This window comes from Streptomyces sp. NPDC050738 (genome assembly GCF_040654175.1).
Lineage (GTDB): Bacteria > Actinomycetota > Actinomycetes > Streptomycetales > Streptomycetaceae > Streptomyces.
Genome location: NZ_JBFAHN010000011.1, coordinates 150,643 through 167,970, shown reverse-complemented (window position 1 = coordinate 167,970; position 17,328 = coordinate 150,643). Strand labels below are relative to the sequence as shown.

Genomic DNA, 17,328 nt, shown 5'->3' with positions numbered 1-17,328 from the left:
TCAGGGGGTGTTGGCGCGTACTGCGGTCGCGGCCAGGGTGGCGTAGGTCATCGTGAAGCGTCCGCCGAGGGAATCGATGGCGCTGCCGACCGCGTCCCATATCTCGGCCAGCTGATCCGGGCGGAGTTGGGTGAGGCCGCCGGTGGTGGGCAGCAGGTTGAGCCATTGGTCGCGTGTGTAGGTCTGCTGCCAGTCGAATTCCCACTGCTCAAGTTCGTCGAACTGTCCGGTCACACGGATCTTGTCGGCGACTTTCGCGTAGGCCGCCTGGTAGAAGTCGAGCGGGCGTCGGGCCGGCTGCCTGGCGAGCGGGGATCCGGGCGCCACCCGCCGGTAGGCAGCGGCGAACGGTTCGGCCACCTCGATGGGCGGCTCGTAGGCGTGCCCGAAGATCGCCAGCCGTCCGCCTGGACGCAGCACCTGTGCCGCCTTCACGGCGCCGGCGACGGGATCGACCCAGTGCCACGACTGGGCGGCGATGATCGCGTCGTACGTCCGGCCGGCCGGCTGCCAGGCTTCGAAGGACGCCACCTCGACCTGCAGACCACGGGCTCGCGCGAACTCGGCCATCCGCGCATCGGGCTCGACGCCGAGCACGGCGCAGCCGGCAGCCTGGAGCTGGCGGGCCGCGATGCCGGTGCCGCAGCCGACGTCGAGCACGTCACGGCCGGGGCTGCCGGCGACGATCCGAGCCACCAAGGCATCGGGGTAGCCGGGCCGGGAACGGTCGTAGCGTTGCACGTCCACGCCGAACGACTCCGCTATCCGCCGGGATTCGTGCGGCTTGACCGGAGATGGTTCTGGTTGCTCTCGCGGTAGAGTGGGCATACGCCCACCTTAGTGGGCGCCTGCCCACTCGACAACGGGTGTCAGCGCAGCGACGTACGAGAGGACCTTCGAGTGCCGACCGGGGTACACCTTCGCGACGCGCGGCAGCAGCTGTTCGACGCTGCCGAACGCCTGCTGCTGCGGGACGGGCCGAACGGGCTGACCAGCCGGGCCGTCACCGACGAGGCGGGCTGCGCCAAAGGCGTGCTGCACCGGCACTTCAGCGATTTCGACGCCTTCCTCACCGCCCTCGTACTCGACCGGGCGGCGCAGCTCGAGGAACAGGCCATGACGCTGCGCGCGTCCGCCGGCACCGGCACCGTCGCCGACAACCTCACCAGCGCGCTGACCACGCTGTTCGGACCCGTTCCGGTGGCGATCATCCCGCTCATCACCTTCCGGGACGAGCTGCGCGCACGATTGCGGGTGGCGAGATCCGGGGGCGGCATCGCGATCCTGGCCCAGGTCACGACCGCCGTCTCCGCCTACCTGGCCGCCGAGCGTGAACGGGACCGCATCGCGGCCGACGCCGACATCGACTCGCTCACCCTCTCCCTGGTCGGCGGCGGACATCTCCTGTTCGCAGACCGCGACTCCGGTCCGCCGACCACGGCTGTCGTCAACAAACTCGTGACCACGGTCATCGCCGACACCGTGCAACGACGCCCGGTCTGACCTCCCGCGCCGGCGGCGTGGATCAGAGGCGGCGTTCCAGCGGGGTACGGAAGCTGGGGCGGATGCGGATGTCGCCGAAGAAGGCGGCCAGACGGGCGGCCTCGGCTGCGACGGCCTTGCGGACGTCCCGGCCCAGGCCCTTGGTGGTGAGGAGTTCGGTGGCGATCTCGCCGTCGGGACGCTGCGTCCAGCCGCCGACGATGCGGCCGTTCCACCAGATGGTGGGGCCAACATTGCCGTAGGCATCGAAGAGTTCGGGTACGTAAGCGGGGTCGAGGTACCAGTCGCGGTCGCGCCAGCCCATGGGGGTGGGGTCGAGGGCGGGCAGCAGGACGGCGCCGGGTTCGGGCGCGGGCACGGAGTCCAGGTGCTCGGGGAGGGCGTGGCCGGGGCCGTGGTCCAGGTCCACCTCGATCGCGGGCGTGCGGGTGATCGCTTTGCGGGTGTCGGTGAGGGTCCAGCCGGTCCACCACTTGAGGTCCTCGGTGGTGGAGGGGCCGAAGGCCGTCAGGTAGCGGGTGGCGAGATCGGCTCTGGCCTCGTCGCCGGACAGCTCGGGGTGCGGTTCGGCCACCGTCCAGCGGTACTTGGACGAGGCCCAGCTGCCCAGGGGACGGCCGCGCCGGATACGGCTCTCAGCAGCCATCACGCCCAGGAAGCGGCTGGTGATCCGGGGGCGCGCCTCGTACGGCTTGCCCGGGGCCATCAGGAGCTGCGCCTGCAACTCCGGTACGGCGTCGCCGATTTGGGAAGCGGTGGCCTCGCCCAGGCCGTCCAGGGCGGTGAGGACCTTTTTCTCGGTGGCGGCGAACCAGGCTTCGTCGTATCCGAGTTGATCGTTGAGGTCTTTCATGAGTTTCTTACGCTCGCGGGCCGCCACCGCGCGGGCGGTGGAGGCGTCCACGACGGGGGCCAGTTCGCGGGGCACGACGAACATGGTGCGGCGCATGCACAACATCCGGACCAGGGTGTGATCCTCGTACAGAGCCCGCTGAAGTTCCGCCGCCGACGGATCGGTCATACGGGCGGCCACCGTCAGATACACGCTCGCCGGGTCCGTGGCATGCAGCGCGAGCAGCGCTTCGGTGACCTGCTCCGGGGTGGTCGCACGGGTGGAGGGCGTGAGCAGATGGCGGCTGGTGACGCGGGCTCGGCGCTGCTCGTCGGTGATGTTCGGCCGGATGTGGGTCATGGCGGATTCGGCGGCCTTCGTGCCCGCCTTCTGCGTCCCTTCGGTGGCTCGAGTGCCCGGGTGGTCCGGGGCTACAGGCAACAGCATGCGGCTTCGTACCGGCGTGAGCACCTCATCCTGAGCGTCTCACCCTCGGCGGAGCGCCTGCGGTCCGATGACGGACAGAAGCTGCAGCTTCTCGTAACTCTCGCTGCCGGGAGCGGCGGTGTACACGAGCAGCAGGTGCGACTGGTCGGGATCGAGGAGTGTCTGGCAGGCCAGTTCCAGTGCGCCGACCTCGGGGTGGACGAAGTGCTTCACCTCGTTGGGGCGGATGCCGATCTCGTGGTCGTCCCACACGTGCCGGAATTCTTCGCTCTGGGCGAGCAGCAGGTCGGCAAGGTGGGTAGCACGCGAACCGGGGCCCCGCGTGGCGGTCACTGTGCGCAGGCCGGAGACGAACATGCGCGTGAGGAACTGATGGTCGTCGGGAGCGTAGAGCGCTCGGGTGGCAGGGTCGGTGAACCATCGGTAGCCGATGCTGCGGGCCGGTCCGCTGTAGACGGTGAGGTCGCCGGTGAGGGCGACGGCGAGCGGGGTCTGCCGGAGTGTTTCGCCGAGTTCGGTGACGATCTCCGCTGGTGTGTCGTGCAGACGGTCGAGGATGCGCAGCAGGCCGGGGCTGATGTGTTCGCTGTCCGCGCCGCGCGGGGGCGGGGTATGTCCGGCGAGCCGGAAGAGGTGGTCGCGTTCATCGAGGGAGAGGTGGAGTCCCTGCGCGATGGACGCGATCATCTGCTCGGACGGCTGGGGCCCGCGCTCTCGCTCGAGGCGTGCGTAGTAGTCGGTCGACATGTGGCAGAGGAGGGCCACTTCCTCCCTCCGCAGTCCGCTGGTCCTGCGGCGTCGTCCGTGTGGGAGGCCGACGTCTTCGGGCTGCAGCGACTCCCGTCGGCGCCGGAGGAAGCCCGCCAGTGCGGTCCGGTCGATCACTGTGTGGATACCTCCTGCACCAGCGTGCCTCGTTCGTAGCTCATTTCTACCGCCCGCACGTCGTGGCATCCACGGATTGTTGATCCCCCCTTCCCGCGTTGCCGCCACTGGGACACCGTCCGAGACTTGGTGACGACCGGTTCGGAGGCTCTCGCCACATCGAGGGGCCCCGCATCACGGCGGCGTCCTCCACACCAGGGGAGGCAGCGACACGACCATTCGGAGCGCGAACATGCCACGTAAACCCATCGACATCACCGTCCCGGACCTGTCCGGCACGCGCGCCGTCGTCACCGGAGCGAGCGACGGCATCGGGCTCGGCATCGCCACCAGGCTCGCCGCGGCCGGAGCCGAAGTACTCCTGCCGGTCCGTAATCCGCGCAAGGGCGAGGCCGCGCTCGGCAAGCTCCGTGCGCAAGTGCAGGATGCGGACGTTTCGCTGCGCAGTCTCGACCTGTCCTCGCTCGCGTCCGTCGCGGCCCTGGGCAAGACGCTGCTGGAAGAAGACCGGCCCATCCACCTCCTGATCAACAACGCCGGGGTCATGACCCCGCCCGAGCGGCAGACCACCGACGATGGGTTCGAGCTGCAGTTCGGCACCAACCATCTCGGCCACTTCGCCCTGGTGGCCCACCTGCTGCCGCTGCTGCGCGCCGGCCGGGCACGGGTGACCTCGCAGGTCAGCATCGCGGCAAACCGGGGTGCCATCAACTGGGACGATCTGAACTGGGAGCGGTCCTACAGCGGTCAGCGCGCCTACAGCCAGTCGAAGATCGCATTCGGGCTCTTCGGTCTGGAACTCAACCGGCGCAGCGCCGCAGGCGACTGGGGCATCACGAGCAACCTGTCGCATCCCGGGATCGCCCCCACCAGCCTGCTCGCGGCTCGCCCCGAGCTCGGGCGCGACAAGGACACTCTGGGCGTACGCATGATCCGCGCCATGTCCGCCCGCGGCATCCTCGTCGGGACCGTTCGCTCCGCACAGCTTCCGGCGCTCTACGCCGCCACCTCCCCCGACGCCGAGCCCGGCCGTTTCTACGGGCCCAACGGACCCGGCCACCTGGGCGGTGCTCCGGGGGTGCAGAAGCTGTACAGCCGGCTGAGCAGCCCCGAGCAGGCCCGGCGCATCTGGCAGATCTCCGAAGAGCTCACGCGGGTTCCTTTTCCGCACAGTTGACCGCACCCGGCAGCTCGTCCGAGGTGCCCTAGATCACGAAGGGCACCAGCGCTTTTCGCTCCGCCGGGTAATCGGTGAACTTCTCCCCGTACCACCGGTGCGTGGCGAAGGCGCGGGGGACAAGGTTGCCGAAGGTGATCAGAAAGATGACCACACCCGGCAGCGCCCAGGTGAGGATGGCGAACCCGGCCCAGGCGATCAACTCACCGAGGTACGCAGGACTGGTGACGAAGCGGAAGCCCAGGCCGTAAGGGATCTTGTAGTCGGTCGTGCCGGTGGCGCTCTTGTCGCGCAGATTGCGCACGATCCGCTCCGAGCTCACCAGCAGCGTGAATCCGCCGAGGTAGACGACCACACCGATGAGGAAGCGGGGGTCGGTCAGCCACGCCTTGCCGTATCGGCTCAGGTAATCGTGGCTGAACAGCGCGCCGTTGAGGTAACCGTGCAGCGCGGTGACGAACATGCCCATGACGAGGACCGAGATGTTGAAGCCACCGGCCTTCCCCGGGACTCGGCGGATCGTGAGGGGGAAGTACCAACCGCGGTTGGCGTAGTGCAGGATCCAGATGGACGCCATGGCAAGGGAAGCCGGCTCGAAACGGTGCGGGCCCGTCAGGTAAGCGACCGCGAAGACCACAGTGGCCGGGATCTCCATCAGCCACCAGCCGAGTTTCGGATTCAGGTTGAGCCCGATCGTGGCGGTGGCGAAACGGCCGTAGGAGCCGCGCGCGACGAGCCCGCCGATGAGAACGAGGGCGGCGAACGCACAGGCGATCGTCAGGACGGTGTCGTAGACGGTATCGCCGGTGTACCAGTGCATGGTCAGCCCTTCACCCGAAGAAAGTAGAACGGGTTCTACCACAGCCGGGTTGCACCTGGTAGCCCTGACCGGCACCACGCTTTCCGGGGCCGCTGGGCTCCCTCCGGTACCAACAGAAATACGCCAACTGCCCATCTGCCGCCCGCTCCCCCGCTGCCGTACGCTCCCGCCATCCGTCACCAGGCGCGCCCTCGCCCGGCGCGGGATCGGACGCCCGACATGAGCAATGACAAGGACCGCCGCGGCCGCAGGCCCGCCGTCTTCCCGTTCCGGCCGCACACGTTCACGGCCGTCACCCCAGAGCGGCTGACCGAGTGGGAGGAGTCGCTCTCCACGCGGTACGGGCTGCCCGGCGCCCGTCTGGCCGGGGCAGAAGGCAAGATCATGCTGGAGTCCGCGACCTGGTCGAACTCCGGGGACGGCGAGATCTGCGCGGACGACTCCGACTACTACGAGTTCGCCGACGAAGGCGCCGGATCCCGTACCGAAGGAACGTCGCAGCGGCGCCCCGTGGTGTTCACGTGGCAGCCGACAAGCTTCGATCCCATCGGCCCGGACCAGCTCATGGAGTGGGAACGCATCACCCGCGAGCACGTCGGACTGCCCGCCCTGCAACTCGGCGCGGATGCCTCCTCGGGCACGCTGAGCGCGACCCTGCCCAACGACTGCATGGACGACTCCGACTACGAGGCTCCGGAATGAGCGGACCGCGCATTGCGGTCATCACCTTCACCGACGACCTGCACGCTCTGCTCGTACGCGACCGGCTGCGGGAGCAATACCCGGGGACACGCTGCGAGATCGTCGAGACGGACACCCTGGCCGACACCCGACCGGGGCCGTCGTGGTCCACCGATCCGGGGCACTTCCCGCACACCGTTCCCGTGCGCGGAAACGGAACGGTCGACCCCGCCTCCCTCGACCTGATCTGGCACCGCCGCTGGAACCGTCCACAGCGCGCCGCCGACGCGCTCGCCGACCCGGCGGTGCAAGAGACGGTGAACGCGGCCACCTCCTCCGCACTCCTGGGCACGCTGTACGCGGGCTTCCGCGGCACGTGGGTGAGCGACCCGGAAGCCACCCGTCGCGCGGAGAACAAGATCCTCCAGCTGGAGGCCGCGCGCACTGCCGGACTGGCCGTCCCCGCCACCCTGATCAGCCAGGACCCGCCCGCCATAAGGAAGTTCCACGAGGACCACGCGGCCTCCGGAATCGTGCTCAAAGCTCTCCGGTCGACCCCGCGCAGCCAGCTCTTCACCCTTCCGGTGACGCAGGAAATGCTCGCCGACGACGAGGCCCTGCGACTCTGCCCATCGATCTTCCAGCAGTACGTACCCGGGTCCGTGCACATCCGGGCGCTGTGCCTCGACACCGAGGTGCACGCGGTGACCGTCGACTCCCCAGAGCTGGACTGGCGGCGCAACCTCGACGTACCCGTCCACCATGGCGACCTTCCGCCACACGTCCGGCGCGCTCTCGCCCGCGTGCTCGAACTGCTGGGCCTGCGGATGGGGGTCGCCGACCTGAAAATCGATCAATCGACCGGCGAGGCCGTCTGGTTGGAGCTCAACCCGCAGGGTCAGTTCCTGTTCGTCGAGGGGCTCACCGGGATCGACCTCACGGGTATTTTCGCGGCCTTCCTGCATCGCGAGGCGGTCCAGGCACAGCACCGCAAACCTGATACGGCTCCTCTTGCGACGATGCCTTTGTGGTGACAGACGCCAAGTGGTTCACTCCGCGTCGCCGAAGAGGCGCGCCAGTTCGTCGGCGGATTCCTGGGTCAGCCGGTAGAACCCCTGGAGACTGATCGAGTGCACGAGGCGGCCTTCCTCCACGTACTTCAGGCCGCGGATCCGGCCCCGCCGGTTGCGCCAGGTCAGTCCGGCCAACAGTTCGCCGGGTATCGGCCGGTCGAAGGCGACGGGCGTCGCATCGACATGCACCGCCTCCGCTCCACAGCCGTCGGCGCCGAGCATCGCCCAGTCGTCGTGGCCGGGAAACACCGGGTCCTGCCATGTCGCGGGGCCCTTGCCGCAGCACTCACCCCGTTCCCTGTCGATCACTTCCATACGGGTCAGCACGAACACCTCACCGCGGTTGACATGGAGTGCGTACACCTGGTCGCCGGCGGCGGCACCCGACCAGGCGGGCAGGGACGAGTGAACACCGCTGAACGCGACGGAGGGCCGTGCGCCCACCCGGCCCCCTTTACGCAGGGCGCGGCACGTGTCGTGGGTCCACAGGACGGTGAAGGCATCAGACATGCGGTGATCCTACGAATCAGGTCTGACAACCCGGGCGCCTCCTGGCCGGGACCAGCGTCCCGTCCGTAAGGGACTAAAGGCCCTCGATGACGCCGGGCCGGTGATGCAGCCTGGAGGGATGGCCAGGTTCGAGCGACACACCAGAGCGAACGAGCTGCACGCAGGCCCGGAGACCACGGTCGCCGGCCGGTCCAGGCTGCGTCTGGGGGCGACCGTCCTCGTCCTCGCGACGGCGGGTGCGGCCGCGTGCGGGCACGGCAGTACGCATACCGGCGCCACGTCCGCCCCACCGGCCACCAGCCCCGCCGCCGTGGACGCGTCCATCGCGCACGCCTCCGAGCGTCCGGGCAAGAGCCTCAATCTGACGTTCGACGACGGTCCGAGCCCCCAGTGGACCCCTGAGATCCTCGCCGTGCTCAAGCAGCATCACGTCCATGCGACGTTCTGCATGATCGGCCCACAGGCCGAAGCACATCCCGACCTGGTGAAGCAGGTCGTCGCGGACGGCCACCGGCTCTGCGACCACACCGTGCATCACGACGAGACCATGGACAAGAAGCCCCAGGGGTACCAGTCCGCCGAGATAGTCGATGCGCAGAGGATGATCGAATCCCCCTCCGGCGAAACCAAGGCTCTCTACTACCGCGCTCCGGGCGGCGCGTTCGACCCGTACAGCCGCCACCTCGCAGCCGACCACGGGATGCGCCCCCTGGGCTGGAACGCGGACAGCAAGGACTACACCAGGCCAGGTGTCAGCGCGATCGTGAACACCGTTGAGCAGCAGGTGAGTTCCTCACGCCCCACCGTCCTCTTTCATGACGGCGGCGGGGACCGGTCGCAAACCGTCGCGGCTCTCGAGCGGCTCCTGCCCTGGATGAAGCAGCAGGCGTACGGATTCGGCTTTCCGCAGCACTGACGTGATCCCGATGCCAAACAGGCTTGTTTTCCTCTGGAACAACACGAGCCCTTTGGCCGATGCTCGCTGGCGTGATCGATTCGGCTCTGTGGATCTCGTCGCTGACCGCGGGTACGGCGGTGCTCGCCAGTTGGGTGACCAGCAGCGGCACCTCCCGTGCGGCTCAGATCCAGGCCTCCGCCACCGAGCGGATCCAGCGGACCGCCGAGGTGCGCGATGCGCGCAAGAGCGCCTACGTCAGCCTGATCGGGCAGGCCCATCGCATGGCCGAGTTGTACTGGACCGTGTCGGACACGCTCGCCTCCGGCCTCCCCCGCGGCGAGCAGCTGCCCGCCCTCAAGGAAGTCCGGACCAGCCTGCGCGAGGAGTACGGGAAGCTCCGGCACTCCATCTGGGTCATCTACCTGGAGGGGCCGGACGAAGTCGCGGCTGCCGCGGAAGAGCTTCGCCTGGCAACTCGGCCCCCATACCGCGCTCTTGAGCAGATCATCACGGGCGGCCTCGGAGCCGGCGCGACATTCGAGGAGTGCTACGACCCGTTCTGGAATTCGGTGCTCTCCTTCGTGGCTGCCGCCCGCTCGGCGGTCCACGAACTCTGACGCCGAGTAGGTCTCGCTCAGCGGTCGAGGGGCGAAACCTGGTCCAGACCCGTCTCGCGCATGATGCGCTTCACCGAGTCGTGCAGACCACTGCCGGCGTCGATGACCGTTTCGAGACCGCTGGTCAGCAGATCCCGCTCTCGATACCAATCCCGCAAGTGCTCGTCGGTGACCTGGGCCAGGTACTCCGCGTCGTGCTTGGTCGCGTGACGTACCAGCGTCTCCTGGAGCGACACATCAAGGTAGTAACACCGGGAGATGCCTCGGTGGTCCCGCACGAGGGCTTCCAGCATTGCGGCATACCGGTCGGCATACAGGAGGCCTTCGACAACCGTGTGAAATCCGGCGTCCAGGGCGTACCGCGCTGTCACGTCGATCAGGCCGATATTGGCCGCGCCTGGGCGGTCACGCTCGCGGAGCACGACGCGGCGCACGTTGTCCTGACCGACCAGCGCCAGGTTGCGGCCGAACTGCTCTCGCAGACCAGCAGCGATCGACGACTTCCCCGAGGCGCTGTTCCCGCGAAGAATGATCAATCGCGTCTCTTCGGTTCCCACCATCACGTCGGCACCCTATCGAGTGCCACCGGCACAGCGTGCGTTGGATGCTCAACTGGACTGCACGGCAATGCGGTTCACCGCGTATTGAGTTTGTTGGCATTGAAGCGCGCTTTCTTATGACGATTTCCGCACGTGTTCATTTCACACCATTTGCGGGTGCGGCTCTGGCTGGTGTCGAAGAAGGCGGCACGGCAGGTCGGCGACGCACACAAGGCCAGTTTTCCGTCTCGCTCACCTGCGGCGATGCTGATCGCGTCGGCGGCGATAACGCCGAGGGCATCTTCCACGCAGGATCCCGGGCCGAGCTGCCATTGCCGATTGTTCTCGGGCGTCAGGACAGCCGCGGCCCGACCTTGGATGCTGCAGTCATTGATGACCTGGACAGCAGATGCAGGGAGAGGGTGCTGGATCGCAGCCGCTGTCAAAGCGGCGTGAATCGATTCCCTCAGTTCCCGTGCGAGTTCGAGCTGAGCCGTGGTGCAGGACTCGACGGCCAGGCCAGTCACCGCCAGCCAGTCGACGAGCCGCTGGGGCGTGGGGATGCGTTCCACAGCGTTGCCACAACGCTCCGTCAGAGTCGCCGTGAAGCTGGTCGCCAGCACCTTGCCGAGACGGAAGTCAGGGAACTGAGCATGCATGGAACCACCTTAGCTGGTTGCGTACCGGTGCCGAGACGCGCTAGAACCGTCTTAGCCGGTTCGCGACAGGCCCGAGTCGGCTCCCCCAGGACCAGGAGGACGCATGCCCAGCGACGTGCAAGCATTCGAAGCCCACGCAACGGACGCCGACCTCGACGATCTGCGCGCGCGGCTGCTCGCGGCTCGGCTGCCGGAAGCCGAGACGGTCCATCGCACCGCGCCCGACGCTCGCCGATGGGAGCAGGGTGTTCCGCTTGCCGACCTCGTCGATCTCGTGCACTACTGGCGCACCGGGTACAACTGGCGGTCGTTCGAGGAGCGCCTCAACCGGATCGGCCAGTTCCGCACGACCATCGACGGCCTGGGAATCCACTTCCTGCACCGCCGATCCCCGCGCCCGGACGCCACACCACTGCTCGTGACGCACGGCTGGCCGGGCAGCATCGCCGAGTTCATCGATGTGGTGGACGAGCTGGCGGATCCGAAAGACCCGGACGTGCCGGCGTTCCACGTCGTGATCCCGTCACTGCCGGGCTTCGGCTACAGCGACAAGCCGGCCACCACCGGATGGGGAATCGAAAAGATCGCGGCCGCATGGGTGGAACTGATGGGCAGGCTCGGCTACGACAAGTTCCTGGCCCACGGCGGCGACTGGGGAGGTGTGATCACCACGGTCCTCGGCGGCAGGTTCCCGGCGCACGTTCTCGGCATCCACACGACAACCGCGCAGGCACCGCCCGGGTTGACGACGGACGGGCTGACGGCGGCCGAGCGCACATGGACCGAGGAAACCCGCGATTTCTGGCATCACCACGCGGCGTACGCGAAACAGCAGGCGACCCGGCCGCAGACCATCGGCTACTCGCTCGTCGACTCGCCAGTCGGGCTTCTCGCCTGGATCCTCGACAAGTTCGCCGAGTGGAGCGATACCGGGGACAGCCCATTCGAGACGATTTCCAGGGACCGCGTTCTTGACGACGTCACGCTGTACTGGCTGACGCGGACCGGTGCCTCATCGGCCCGCATCTACTACGAAAGCCACAACTCCCTCGACCCCGATCTTCGGGTCGACGTCCCGTCAGCGATCAGCGTGTATCCCCGCGATGTCGAGAAGTGCCCGCGCGTCTGGGCACAGGAGCGGTTCCGACAGATCGTCCGGTGGAGGTCGCCTGAATTCGGGGGGCACTTCCCGTCGCTGGAGGTTCCCGAATTTTTCGTCAAGGATCTGCAAGAAGGCCTCGCGGCAGTGCTGGCCGCCCATGAGTGAGCGCGACTCCTCCGCTGCACTGTCTGCGGCGCCCATATCCGTCACTGCGACCCTGCGGCCACCAGCGTCGCGGTGATGGGTTCGAGCTCGGCGACCAGTTCGTCGAGCTCGGCGGGAGAGAGGGAGTCGTACGGCGGAGCGGCGAGCTCGTCGGTGAGCGCCTCGATGCGTTGCTTGGTCTCACGACCGGTGTCGGTGAACCGGCCCTCGGCGTCGACGAGCCCGCGCTCGCGCAAGCCGTCCATGACCGCAGCCAGCCGCTCCTTCGGCAGGTGGTGGATGCGCCCGAAGGACTCCGGCGGGTGGATGCCCATCTCCAGCGCGGAAAGCACATGAGCCTCCGTGCCGCCGATGCGCGCCCCGACGAGAGCGGCGATGTGCCCGTCTCCGCGGTGCTCGCGCAGCATGTTCGCGGAGTGCCACAGCCGGGCGACGGGATCGCTCGGCACCGGAAGGGTGCGCAGGGCGGCGTACATCACCCGGCCTTCCGTGGGTGCGTTCGTCGCGGCCTTGGTGGTCAGATCGGCGGCGCGCACGAGCCCCGGGGACCCGGCCAGTTCGTCGCCGAGGATCCGCCGCAGGGAGGCCGCGCTGCCCCTCTCCCTCGCGGCGGCGGACGCCTCGGGCGGGATCGTCTCCCACGCGCTCGGGATGTGCCGCGCGGCCTCCCCGTCGGCGAAGTTGTAGAAGGCAGCGTGTACGACCTGCGCCGGCACCCGCCCCAGAGGCGCGGCGCGGCTGGCGAAGTAGCCGTCCCAGTAGGTGCGGTGGCCGAGCGCGGTCAGCTCCTCGTTGCACTCATCGGCGAAGAAGGTGACCAGGCAGATCGGTTCCACGAGCTCGAACATGCGCCGCGCACTGTGAGTCATGCCCTCCATCATGCCTACGGATGCTGAACCGATCGCTGACGTCAGCACATTTCAAGGCGGCGGCTCCGAATTTCGATCGCTCAGCGACCATCGAGAGCCCGTGGAAAGCTTCTCCGTGAGGTCGGTCAGGGCAGGATCTCGACGTACCCATCAGTTCCGTGCACACGGATCCGCTGTCCGTCCCGGATCAGCCGGGTGGCCTGCTCCACGCCCACGACGGCCGGCAGGCCGTACTCCCGGGCGATCACAGCACCATGAGTCATCAGGCCGCCAACCTCCGTCACCAGCCCCGCGATTCCGACGAACAGCGGCGACCAGCTGGGGTCCGTGAAGGTCGTGACCAGGATGTCGCCCGCTTCGAGATCGGCCTGCGCCAGGTCGAGGATGACGCGGGCCCTTCCCTCGATGGTCCCGGCGGACACCGGCAGACCGACCAGAGCGCCGGTCGGTACGTCGTCGCGCCGGTACGCCCCGGTGAGGGCCTCACCGTCCGAGGTGAGCACCCGCGGCGGTGTGAGTGCTTGGTAGGCGCGGAATGCGTCCTTGCGCTGCTGGATGAGTCCCCCCTCGACCTGGTGCGAGCGCACGGCGTCGTGGAGTTCCTGGAACGTGAGGTAGAAGGCGTCCTCCTTCTCAGCAAGCACGCCTGCCTGCACGAGGCGCTCGGCCTCTTCCAGCAGGGCCTGCTTGTAGATGAAGTAGCGGCAGATGATGCCGTACTTGGGGTACTCCCTGTAGCCGATGAAGGTTCTGACCCGTTCGATCATCCGCTGGGCCTCGTCGGCCTTCAAGTCCCCTTCCGGCAGGGCCCGCAAGCGGGACAGCACTTCCCGCTTCTTCTCTTCCGCTTTCTGCCGCCCCTGCTCGAAGCGCTGTTCCGCGACGCCCGGCCGGAAGTTCCGGACGTTGTCGAGGATTACGGGTACGAGCGTCCTGGGGCGCTCCCGCCAGCGCGGCCTCGTGATGTCGATCTCGCCGACGCAGCGCATGCCGTACCGGTCGAGGTAGGTCTCAATGGCATCGCGCGCCTCGGTCCCACCGGCGAGTTTCCCCAGCTCGTCCAGGAAACCCTCGTCCTCGGCGCCCTGCAGGAACGCCACTACCTCAGGGTGCGGGCGGATCACGTCCGCGACGCCGAGCAGCGCCAGGCCCATCTCCGAGGTGACGTTGTCGGGGGCCGACAGCGTGAGCGTGTCAGCCGCGTTCTTCTCCCCCAGCCACTCCTGCAGTGTGTCGTTGAGCCACCATGTGGCCTCCATCCCGGCCATGATCGCCTGCATGCTCAACGGGTCGCCGAGTACACGTTTGTGCTCCTCGAAGGCCTCCAGCAGGAAGTCGAAGAGCGCCGGTCCGCTCTTCGTCCGGATGTCGCGCTCCAGGGCGGCGACGGACACCTGGCTGCGCTCGATCAGCTCGGCGACGATGGCCGGATCGGTCGCGATCGGGGTGGACGCGCCGCGGGCAGGCGGTCCGCCGGGGGCCGGCGCAGGGTCCGGGTTCGACGGGACGAAACCGGCGTCGATGACGGTCTCCAGTGCGTCCCTGACCAGCGGATCGCCCTTCCCCATGAGGTCCAGGAGTCCGGCACGGACGGCGGGCACGGCCAGACGCCGGGTGACGTCGACGAACAGCCTGCCGCCTGCTTCGTGCATCGGCGCCATGGCCGTCAACTGCCACATGGAGAACCCCAAGGGCCTCATCGCGTCGGTCATCATCTGCTGATGGCCGACGGAGACGTAGACGTGGTTCTCCTGGTCGTGGGCCTCGGGAACGGGGAACAGCGTCGTGATCGGACGGCTCTGGACAATGTGGAAGCCGTCGTCGGCCAGGCACCATTCGATGTCCTGCGGGCGGCCGAAGTACGCCTCGATCCGCCGCCCGAGCTGCACGAGCCCTACCGCCTGCGGATCCGTCAGCGACGGCTGCTTCTGTTGCGATGCGTCGATTGCCGATGTGTGCGTCCCGCCGGCAGGGAGAGCGTGGATGGCACGCTGTTTGGCTGCGATCGTCCTGTCGACGACTTCGCCGTTTCGGACTTTGAAGACGTCCGGGTTCACCAGGCCGGAGACCAGGGCTTCGCCGAGGCCGAAGCCGGCGTCCACGGTGGCGACCTTGCGGTTGCCCGTGACGGGGTCGGCCGTGAACAGGATGCCGGACGCACGCGGGATGACCATCTGCTGCACGACCACGGCCATGTGGACCGTGCGGTGGTCGACGTCGTTCCGTTGGCGGTAGGTCACCGCCCGCTCGGTGAACAGTGAGGCCCAGCACCGGCTGATGTGCTGGAGGAGCGCTGTCGGCCCCATGATGTTGAGGTACGTGTCCTGCTGGCCGGCGAAGGAGGCCGTCGGCAGGTCTTCCGCCGTCGCGCTGGATCGGACGGCGCAGGCGGTCTGCTCGCCGAGGCCGGCGAGCGCTCGGGTGATCGCCGCGGTGACATCGTCCGGGATGTCGATCTCTTCGATGGTCCGGCGAATCTGCGCACTGAGTGTGCGGATCGCCTCCCGGTCGTCCGAGTCCAAGCCCGACAACTGGTCGATCAGACCGCCGATCGACGGCGCCTGCGCGATGATCCGCCGGAAGGCGTCCGTCGTGACGCAGAAGCCGCCCGGCACGCGGATGCCTTCGATGCGCGAAAGCGCACCAAGGTGAGCGCCCTTGCCGCCAACGGCCGCGACCAGTGTCTCGTCGACCTCTCGAAGATCCAACACGTACTGCTCAACCACTGCGAGTCCTCCGGACTTCGGCGACAACACACGCACGTCGTACTCTCATTTCCGCAGGCTGTGGGACCGGCCGACGATTGTGCACCGTGACCGGGGCCTTGCGGCAAGCCCCCCACTGCGCTATATGTTGGTAGTGGCAAGGAGAGCGCGTGCTCTTTGCCTTTTTCTTTTTCTCTGTGCCATACAGGCGAGCCACAGCCCTAACGTGCCTGTGCCGTCGGTGATTTGATTTTTTCGACCTTGAAACCGGTGATTCCGTACAGGACGCTGAGGGCGGGGCTGGCGTAGTTGAAGACGGCGTACGGCAGGTAGGAGAGGGTCGCGACGCCGAGCACGGCTCCCATGAAGGCGCCGCAGGAGTTCCAGGGGACCAGCGGCGAGGTGACGGTGCCGCTGTCGGCGGCGAGCCGGGAGAGGTTCGTGGGGGCCAGTTGCCGCTTCTCGAACTCGACCCGGAAGACCCTGGCCGGCAGTACGAGGGCGATGTACTGGTCGCCTGCGACGATGTTGAGGCCGAACGCGCAGGCGAACACGGTGAAGAAGAGTCGGCCGGTGCTCTTCGCGGAGTCGATCAGCGGGTCGACCAGACGCTTGATGAGGCCGAACTCCTCCAGGAGCGCGCCGAACGTCACCGCTCCGATGATCAGCCACAGGGTGAGCAGCATGCTGTCCATGCCGCCGCGGGACAGGAGTTGGTCGATCAGCGGGATTCCGGAGTCGATCGAGAAGCCGTTGGCCATCGCGGCCCACACTCCCTTGATCGACTCGACGACGACGTTGCCCGACCCGGCGACGAAGTCCCGCATCACGGACGGCTGGAGAAACGCGCCCAGCAGGCCGGCGAACAACGCCGAGCAGATCAGCGCGAGCGTCGCGGGGACCTTGCGTACGGACAGGAATGCCAAGAGCAGCAGCGGAAGCAGGTTCAACGGTGTGATGTGGTAAATGTCGCCGAGGCTGTTCAGTTCGATGTCCTTGCCCACCGGATTGTGTACGTCGGCGGCGCGGACCAGCCCCAGAACGACGAACACGGCCACAGCGATGGCGAAGGCGGGCAGCGAGGTCCAGGCCTGCCGCTTGATGTGCTCGTACAGATCGACTTTCACCATCTGTGCGGTCAGTACAGTCGTCTCGGAGAGCGGGGAAAGTTTGTCACCCAGATATGCGCCGGAGATGACGGCGCCCGCGGTCATCGCGGGGGAACAGCCCAGCATCTCCGCGACACCGACCAGCCCCACACCGATCGTGCCGGCGGTCGTCCAGGAGCTGCCGATGCTCATCGCGATCGCCCCGCAGATGACCGCGCTGGCAGCGTAGTACCAGGAGGGCGACAGGATCTGGATGCCGTAGTAGACGAGCGTGGGGATGGTGCCGCTCAGGTTCCATACGCCGATGAGGGCGCCCACGGAGAGCAGGATGAACAGGGCGCTGGTGATCGAGGCCAGTGCCCCCTGGCCGGCACCTTGGATCGCCGACCAGCTGTGCCCGTTCTTCATCGCGATGAGTGCCGCGGCCATCGCACACAGGATGAGGGCGACCTGGATGGGCCCGTCCAGAGCGTCGAGCCCGAACAGGGCGAGTGAGCCCGCGACCAGGACCATCAGAACCAGCATGGGCAGGATGGCGTCCATCAAGGACGGTTCGCGGACAGGTGGGCGCGATTCGGATTCTTCGGAGTCGGTCATGCCGGCACCTCGCGTGTGATGTGCCGTCGTGCCGGAATGAGGAACATGGGCATAAACTCCCATAGCCGATCCGCCCGTACGCCTTCTGCGTATCGTCTTTCACACGTGTCGTTCCGCCGGACCCATTGTGGTGGTCGGAA

General features: G+C 67.7%; 17 protein-coding genes. 7 read left to right on the top strand and 10 right to left on the bottom strand.

What is annotated here, in order from left to right; all coding sequences use genetic code 11:
- Positions 1 to 828: a class I SAM-dependent methyltransferase gene (locus AB0H78_RS26360; protein WP_363237069.1), complete on the bottom strand. Its 828-nt coding sequence runs from the start codon at positions 826 to 828 to the stop codon at positions 1 to 3.
- A gap of 72 nt (positions 829 to 900) precedes the next feature.
- Here AB0H78_RS26360 and AB0H78_RS26355 point away from each other — a divergent pair, with 72 nt between their 5' ends.
- Positions 901 to 1,503: a TetR/AcrR family transcriptional regulator gene (locus AB0H78_RS26355; protein WP_363237068.1), complete on the top strand. Its 603-nt coding sequence runs from the start codon at positions 901 to 903 to the stop codon at positions 1,501 to 1,503.
- 22 nt (positions 1,504 to 1,525) lie between these two features.
- Here AB0H78_RS26355 and AB0H78_RS26350 read toward each other — a convergent pair whose 3' ends face one another.
- Together AB0H78_RS26350 and AB0H78_RS26345 are read right to left on the bottom strand one after the other, a co-directional pair.
- The gene (locus AB0H78_RS26350) at positions 1,526 to 2,782 is read right to left on the bottom strand and encodes a winged helix DNA-binding domain-containing protein (protein WP_363237067.1); all 1,257 of its coding nucleotides are present in this window, start codon (positions 2,780 to 2,782) and stop codon (positions 1,526 to 1,528) included.
- 39 nt (positions 2,783 to 2,821) lie between these two features.
- Entirely contained in the window at positions 2,822 to 3,667 is an 846-nt protein-coding gene (locus tag AB0H78_RS26345) for a helix-turn-helix transcriptional regulator (RefSeq protein ID WP_363237066.1), read from the bottom strand.
- Between the two features lie 232 nt (positions 3,668 to 3,899).
- Here AB0H78_RS26345 and AB0H78_RS26340 point away from each other — a divergent pair, with 232 nt between their 5' ends.
- On the top strand, positions 3,900 to 4,844 hold the full coding sequence (locus AB0H78_RS26340; protein ID WP_363237065.1) for an SDR family oxidoreductase: 945 nt from the start codon (positions 3,900 to 3,902) through the stop codon (positions 4,842 to 4,844).
- A 28-nt stretch (positions 4,845 to 4,872) separates the two neighbouring features.
- On the opposite strand, the gene AB0H78_RS26335 is transcribed toward AB0H78_RS26340, so the two are convergent.
- Positions 4,873 to 5,664, bottom strand: coding sequence for a hypothetical protein (locus AB0H78_RS26335; protein WP_363237064.1), 792 nt, complete (start codon positions 5,662 to 5,664; stop codon positions 4,873 to 4,875).
- Between the two features lie 219 nt (positions 5,665 to 5,883).
- Between AB0H78_RS26335 and AB0H78_RS26330 the strand changes: the two genes are divergently transcribed.
- Positions 5,884 to 6,366 (top strand): hypothetical protein, encoded by a 483-nt coding sequence (locus tag AB0H78_RS26330; RefSeq protein ID WP_363237063.1) that lies wholly within the window; start codon positions 5,884 to 5,886, stop codon positions 6,364 to 6,366.
- Positions 6,363 to 7,379 carry a hypothetical protein gene (locus AB0H78_RS26325; RefSeq protein ID WP_363237062.1) on the top strand — a complete coding sequence of 339 codons (1,017 nt, stop codon included), beginning with the start codon at positions 6,363 to 6,365 and terminating at the stop codon, positions 7,377 to 7,379. The genes AB0H78_RS26330 and AB0H78_RS26325 overlap by 4 nt, the downstream gene beginning before the upstream one ends.
- A gap of 15 nt (positions 7,380 to 7,394) precedes the next feature.
- Here the strand turns inward: AB0H78_RS26325 and AB0H78_RS26320 are convergent, their stop codons facing one another.
- Complete coding sequence (locus AB0H78_RS26320; protein ID WP_363237061.1) at positions 7,395 to 7,928, bottom strand: hypothetical protein; 534 nt, start codon at positions 7,926 to 7,928, stop codon at positions 7,395 to 7,397.
- A 118-nt stretch (positions 7,929 to 8,046) separates the two neighbouring features.
- On the opposite strand from AB0H78_RS26320, the gene AB0H78_RS26315 reads away from it, so the two are divergent.
- Positions 8,047 to 8,844 (top strand): polysaccharide deacetylase family protein, encoded by a 798-nt coding sequence (locus AB0H78_RS26315; protein WP_363237060.1) that lies wholly within the window; start codon positions 8,047 to 8,049, stop codon positions 8,842 to 8,844.
- A gap of 71 nt (positions 8,845 to 8,915) precedes the next feature.
- Positions 8,916 to 9,443 carry a hypothetical protein gene (locus AB0H78_RS26310; RefSeq protein ID WP_363237059.1) on the top strand — a complete coding sequence of 176 codons (528 nt, stop codon included), beginning with the start codon at positions 8,916 to 8,918 and terminating at the stop codon, positions 9,441 to 9,443.
- 17 nt (positions 9,444 to 9,460) lie between these two features.
- Here AB0H78_RS26310 and AB0H78_RS26305 read toward each other — a convergent pair whose 3' ends face one another.
- Together AB0H78_RS26305 and AB0H78_RS26300 are read right to left on the bottom strand one after the other, a co-directional pair.
- Positions 9,461 to 10,003: an AAA family ATPase gene (locus tag AB0H78_RS26305; RefSeq protein ID WP_363237168.1), complete on the bottom strand. Its 543-nt coding sequence runs from the start codon at positions 10,001 to 10,003 to the stop codon at positions 9,461 to 9,463.
- Between the two features lie 74 nt (positions 10,004 to 10,077).
- Entirely contained in the window at positions 10,078 to 10,641 is a 564-nt protein-coding gene (locus tag AB0H78_RS26300; protein ID WP_363237058.1) for a CGNR zinc finger domain-containing protein, read from the bottom strand.
- 103 nt (positions 10,642 to 10,744) lie between these two features.
- On the opposite strand from AB0H78_RS26300, the gene AB0H78_RS26295 reads away from it, so the two are divergent.
- Positions 10,745 to 11,908 carry an epoxide hydrolase family protein gene (locus AB0H78_RS26295; protein ID WP_363237057.1) on the top strand — a complete coding sequence of 388 codons (1,164 nt, stop codon included), beginning with the start codon at positions 10,745 to 10,747 and terminating at the stop codon, positions 11,906 to 11,908.
- A 41-nt stretch (positions 11,909 to 11,949) separates the two neighbouring features.
- Here AB0H78_RS26295 and AB0H78_RS26290 read toward each other — a convergent pair whose 3' ends face one another.
- The 3 genes from AB0H78_RS26290 to nhaC all read right to left on the bottom strand — a co-directional run bounded on the left by AB0H78_RS26290 (position 11,950) and on the right by nhaC (position 17,188).
- On the bottom strand, positions 11,950 to 12,777 hold the full coding sequence (locus tag AB0H78_RS26290) for a MarR family transcriptional regulator (RefSeq protein ID WP_363237056.1): 828 nt from the start codon (positions 12,775 to 12,777) through the stop codon (positions 11,950 to 11,952).
- Positions 12,778 to 12,902: 125 nt separating this feature from the next.
- Complete coding sequence (gene rph / locus AB0H78_RS26285; protein WP_363237055.1) at positions 12,903 to 15,503, bottom strand: rifamycin-inactivating phosphotransferase; 2,601 nt, start codon at positions 15,501 to 15,503, stop codon at positions 12,903 to 12,905.
- A 200-nt stretch (positions 15,504 to 15,703) separates the two neighbouring features.
- Positions 15,704 to 17,188, bottom strand: a complete 1,485-nt coding sequence (gene nhaC / locus AB0H78_RS26280; protein WP_363237054.1) for a Na+/H+ antiporter NhaC — start codon at positions 17,186 to 17,188, stop codon at positions 15,704 to 15,706.
- Positions 17,189 to 17,328 lie beyond the last annotated feature (140 nt).

Coding starts and splice junctions, on each gene's coding strand:
- nhaC (WP_363237054.1), bottom strand. CDS start 17,188: ATGACCGACTCCGAAGAATCCGAATCGCGCCCACCTGTCCGCGAACCG.
- AB0H78_RS26325 (WP_363237062.1), top strand. CDS start 6,363: ATGAGCGGACCGCGCATTGCGGTCATCACCTTCACCGACGACCTGCAC.
- AB0H78_RS26335 (WP_363237064.1), bottom strand. CDS start 5,664: ATGCACTGGTACACCGGCGATACCGTCTACGACACCGTCCTGACGATC.
- AB0H78_RS26350 (WP_363237067.1), bottom strand. CDS start 2,782: ATGCTGTTGCCTGTAGCCCCGGACCACCCGGGCACTCGAGCCACCGAA.
- AB0H78_RS26330 (WP_363237063.1), top strand. CDS start 5,884: ATGAGCAATGACAAGGACCGCCGCGGCCGCAGGCCCGCCGTCTTCCCG.
- AB0H78_RS26305 (WP_363237168.1), bottom strand. CDS start 10,003: ATGGTGGGAACCGAAGAGACGCGATTGATCATTCTTCGCGGGAACAGC.
- AB0H78_RS26315 (WP_363237060.1), top strand. CDS start 8,047: ATGGCCAGGTTCGAGCGACACACCAGAGCGAACGAGCTGCACGCAGGC.
- AB0H78_RS26360 (WP_363237069.1), bottom strand. CDS start 828: ATGCCCACTCTACCGCGAGAGCAACCAGAACCATCTCCGGTCAAGCCG.
- AB0H78_RS26295 (WP_363237057.1), top strand. CDS start 10,745: ATGCCCAGCGACGTGCAAGCATTCGAAGCCCACGCAACGGACGCCGAC.
- AB0H78_RS26340 (WP_363237065.1), top strand. CDS start 3,900: ATGCCACGTAAACCCATCGACATCACCGTCCCGGACCTGTCCGGCACG.
- AB0H78_RS26290 (WP_363237056.1), bottom strand. CDS start 12,777: ATGACTCACAGTGCGCGGCGCATGTTCGAGCTCGTGGAACCGATCTGC.
- AB0H78_RS26300 (WP_363237058.1), bottom strand. CDS start 10,641: ATGCATGCTCAGTTCCCTGACTTCCGTCTCGGCAAGGTGCTGGCGACC.
- AB0H78_RS26320 (WP_363237061.1), bottom strand. CDS start 7,928: ATGTCTGATGCCTTCACCGTCCTGTGGACCCACGACACGTGCCGCGCC.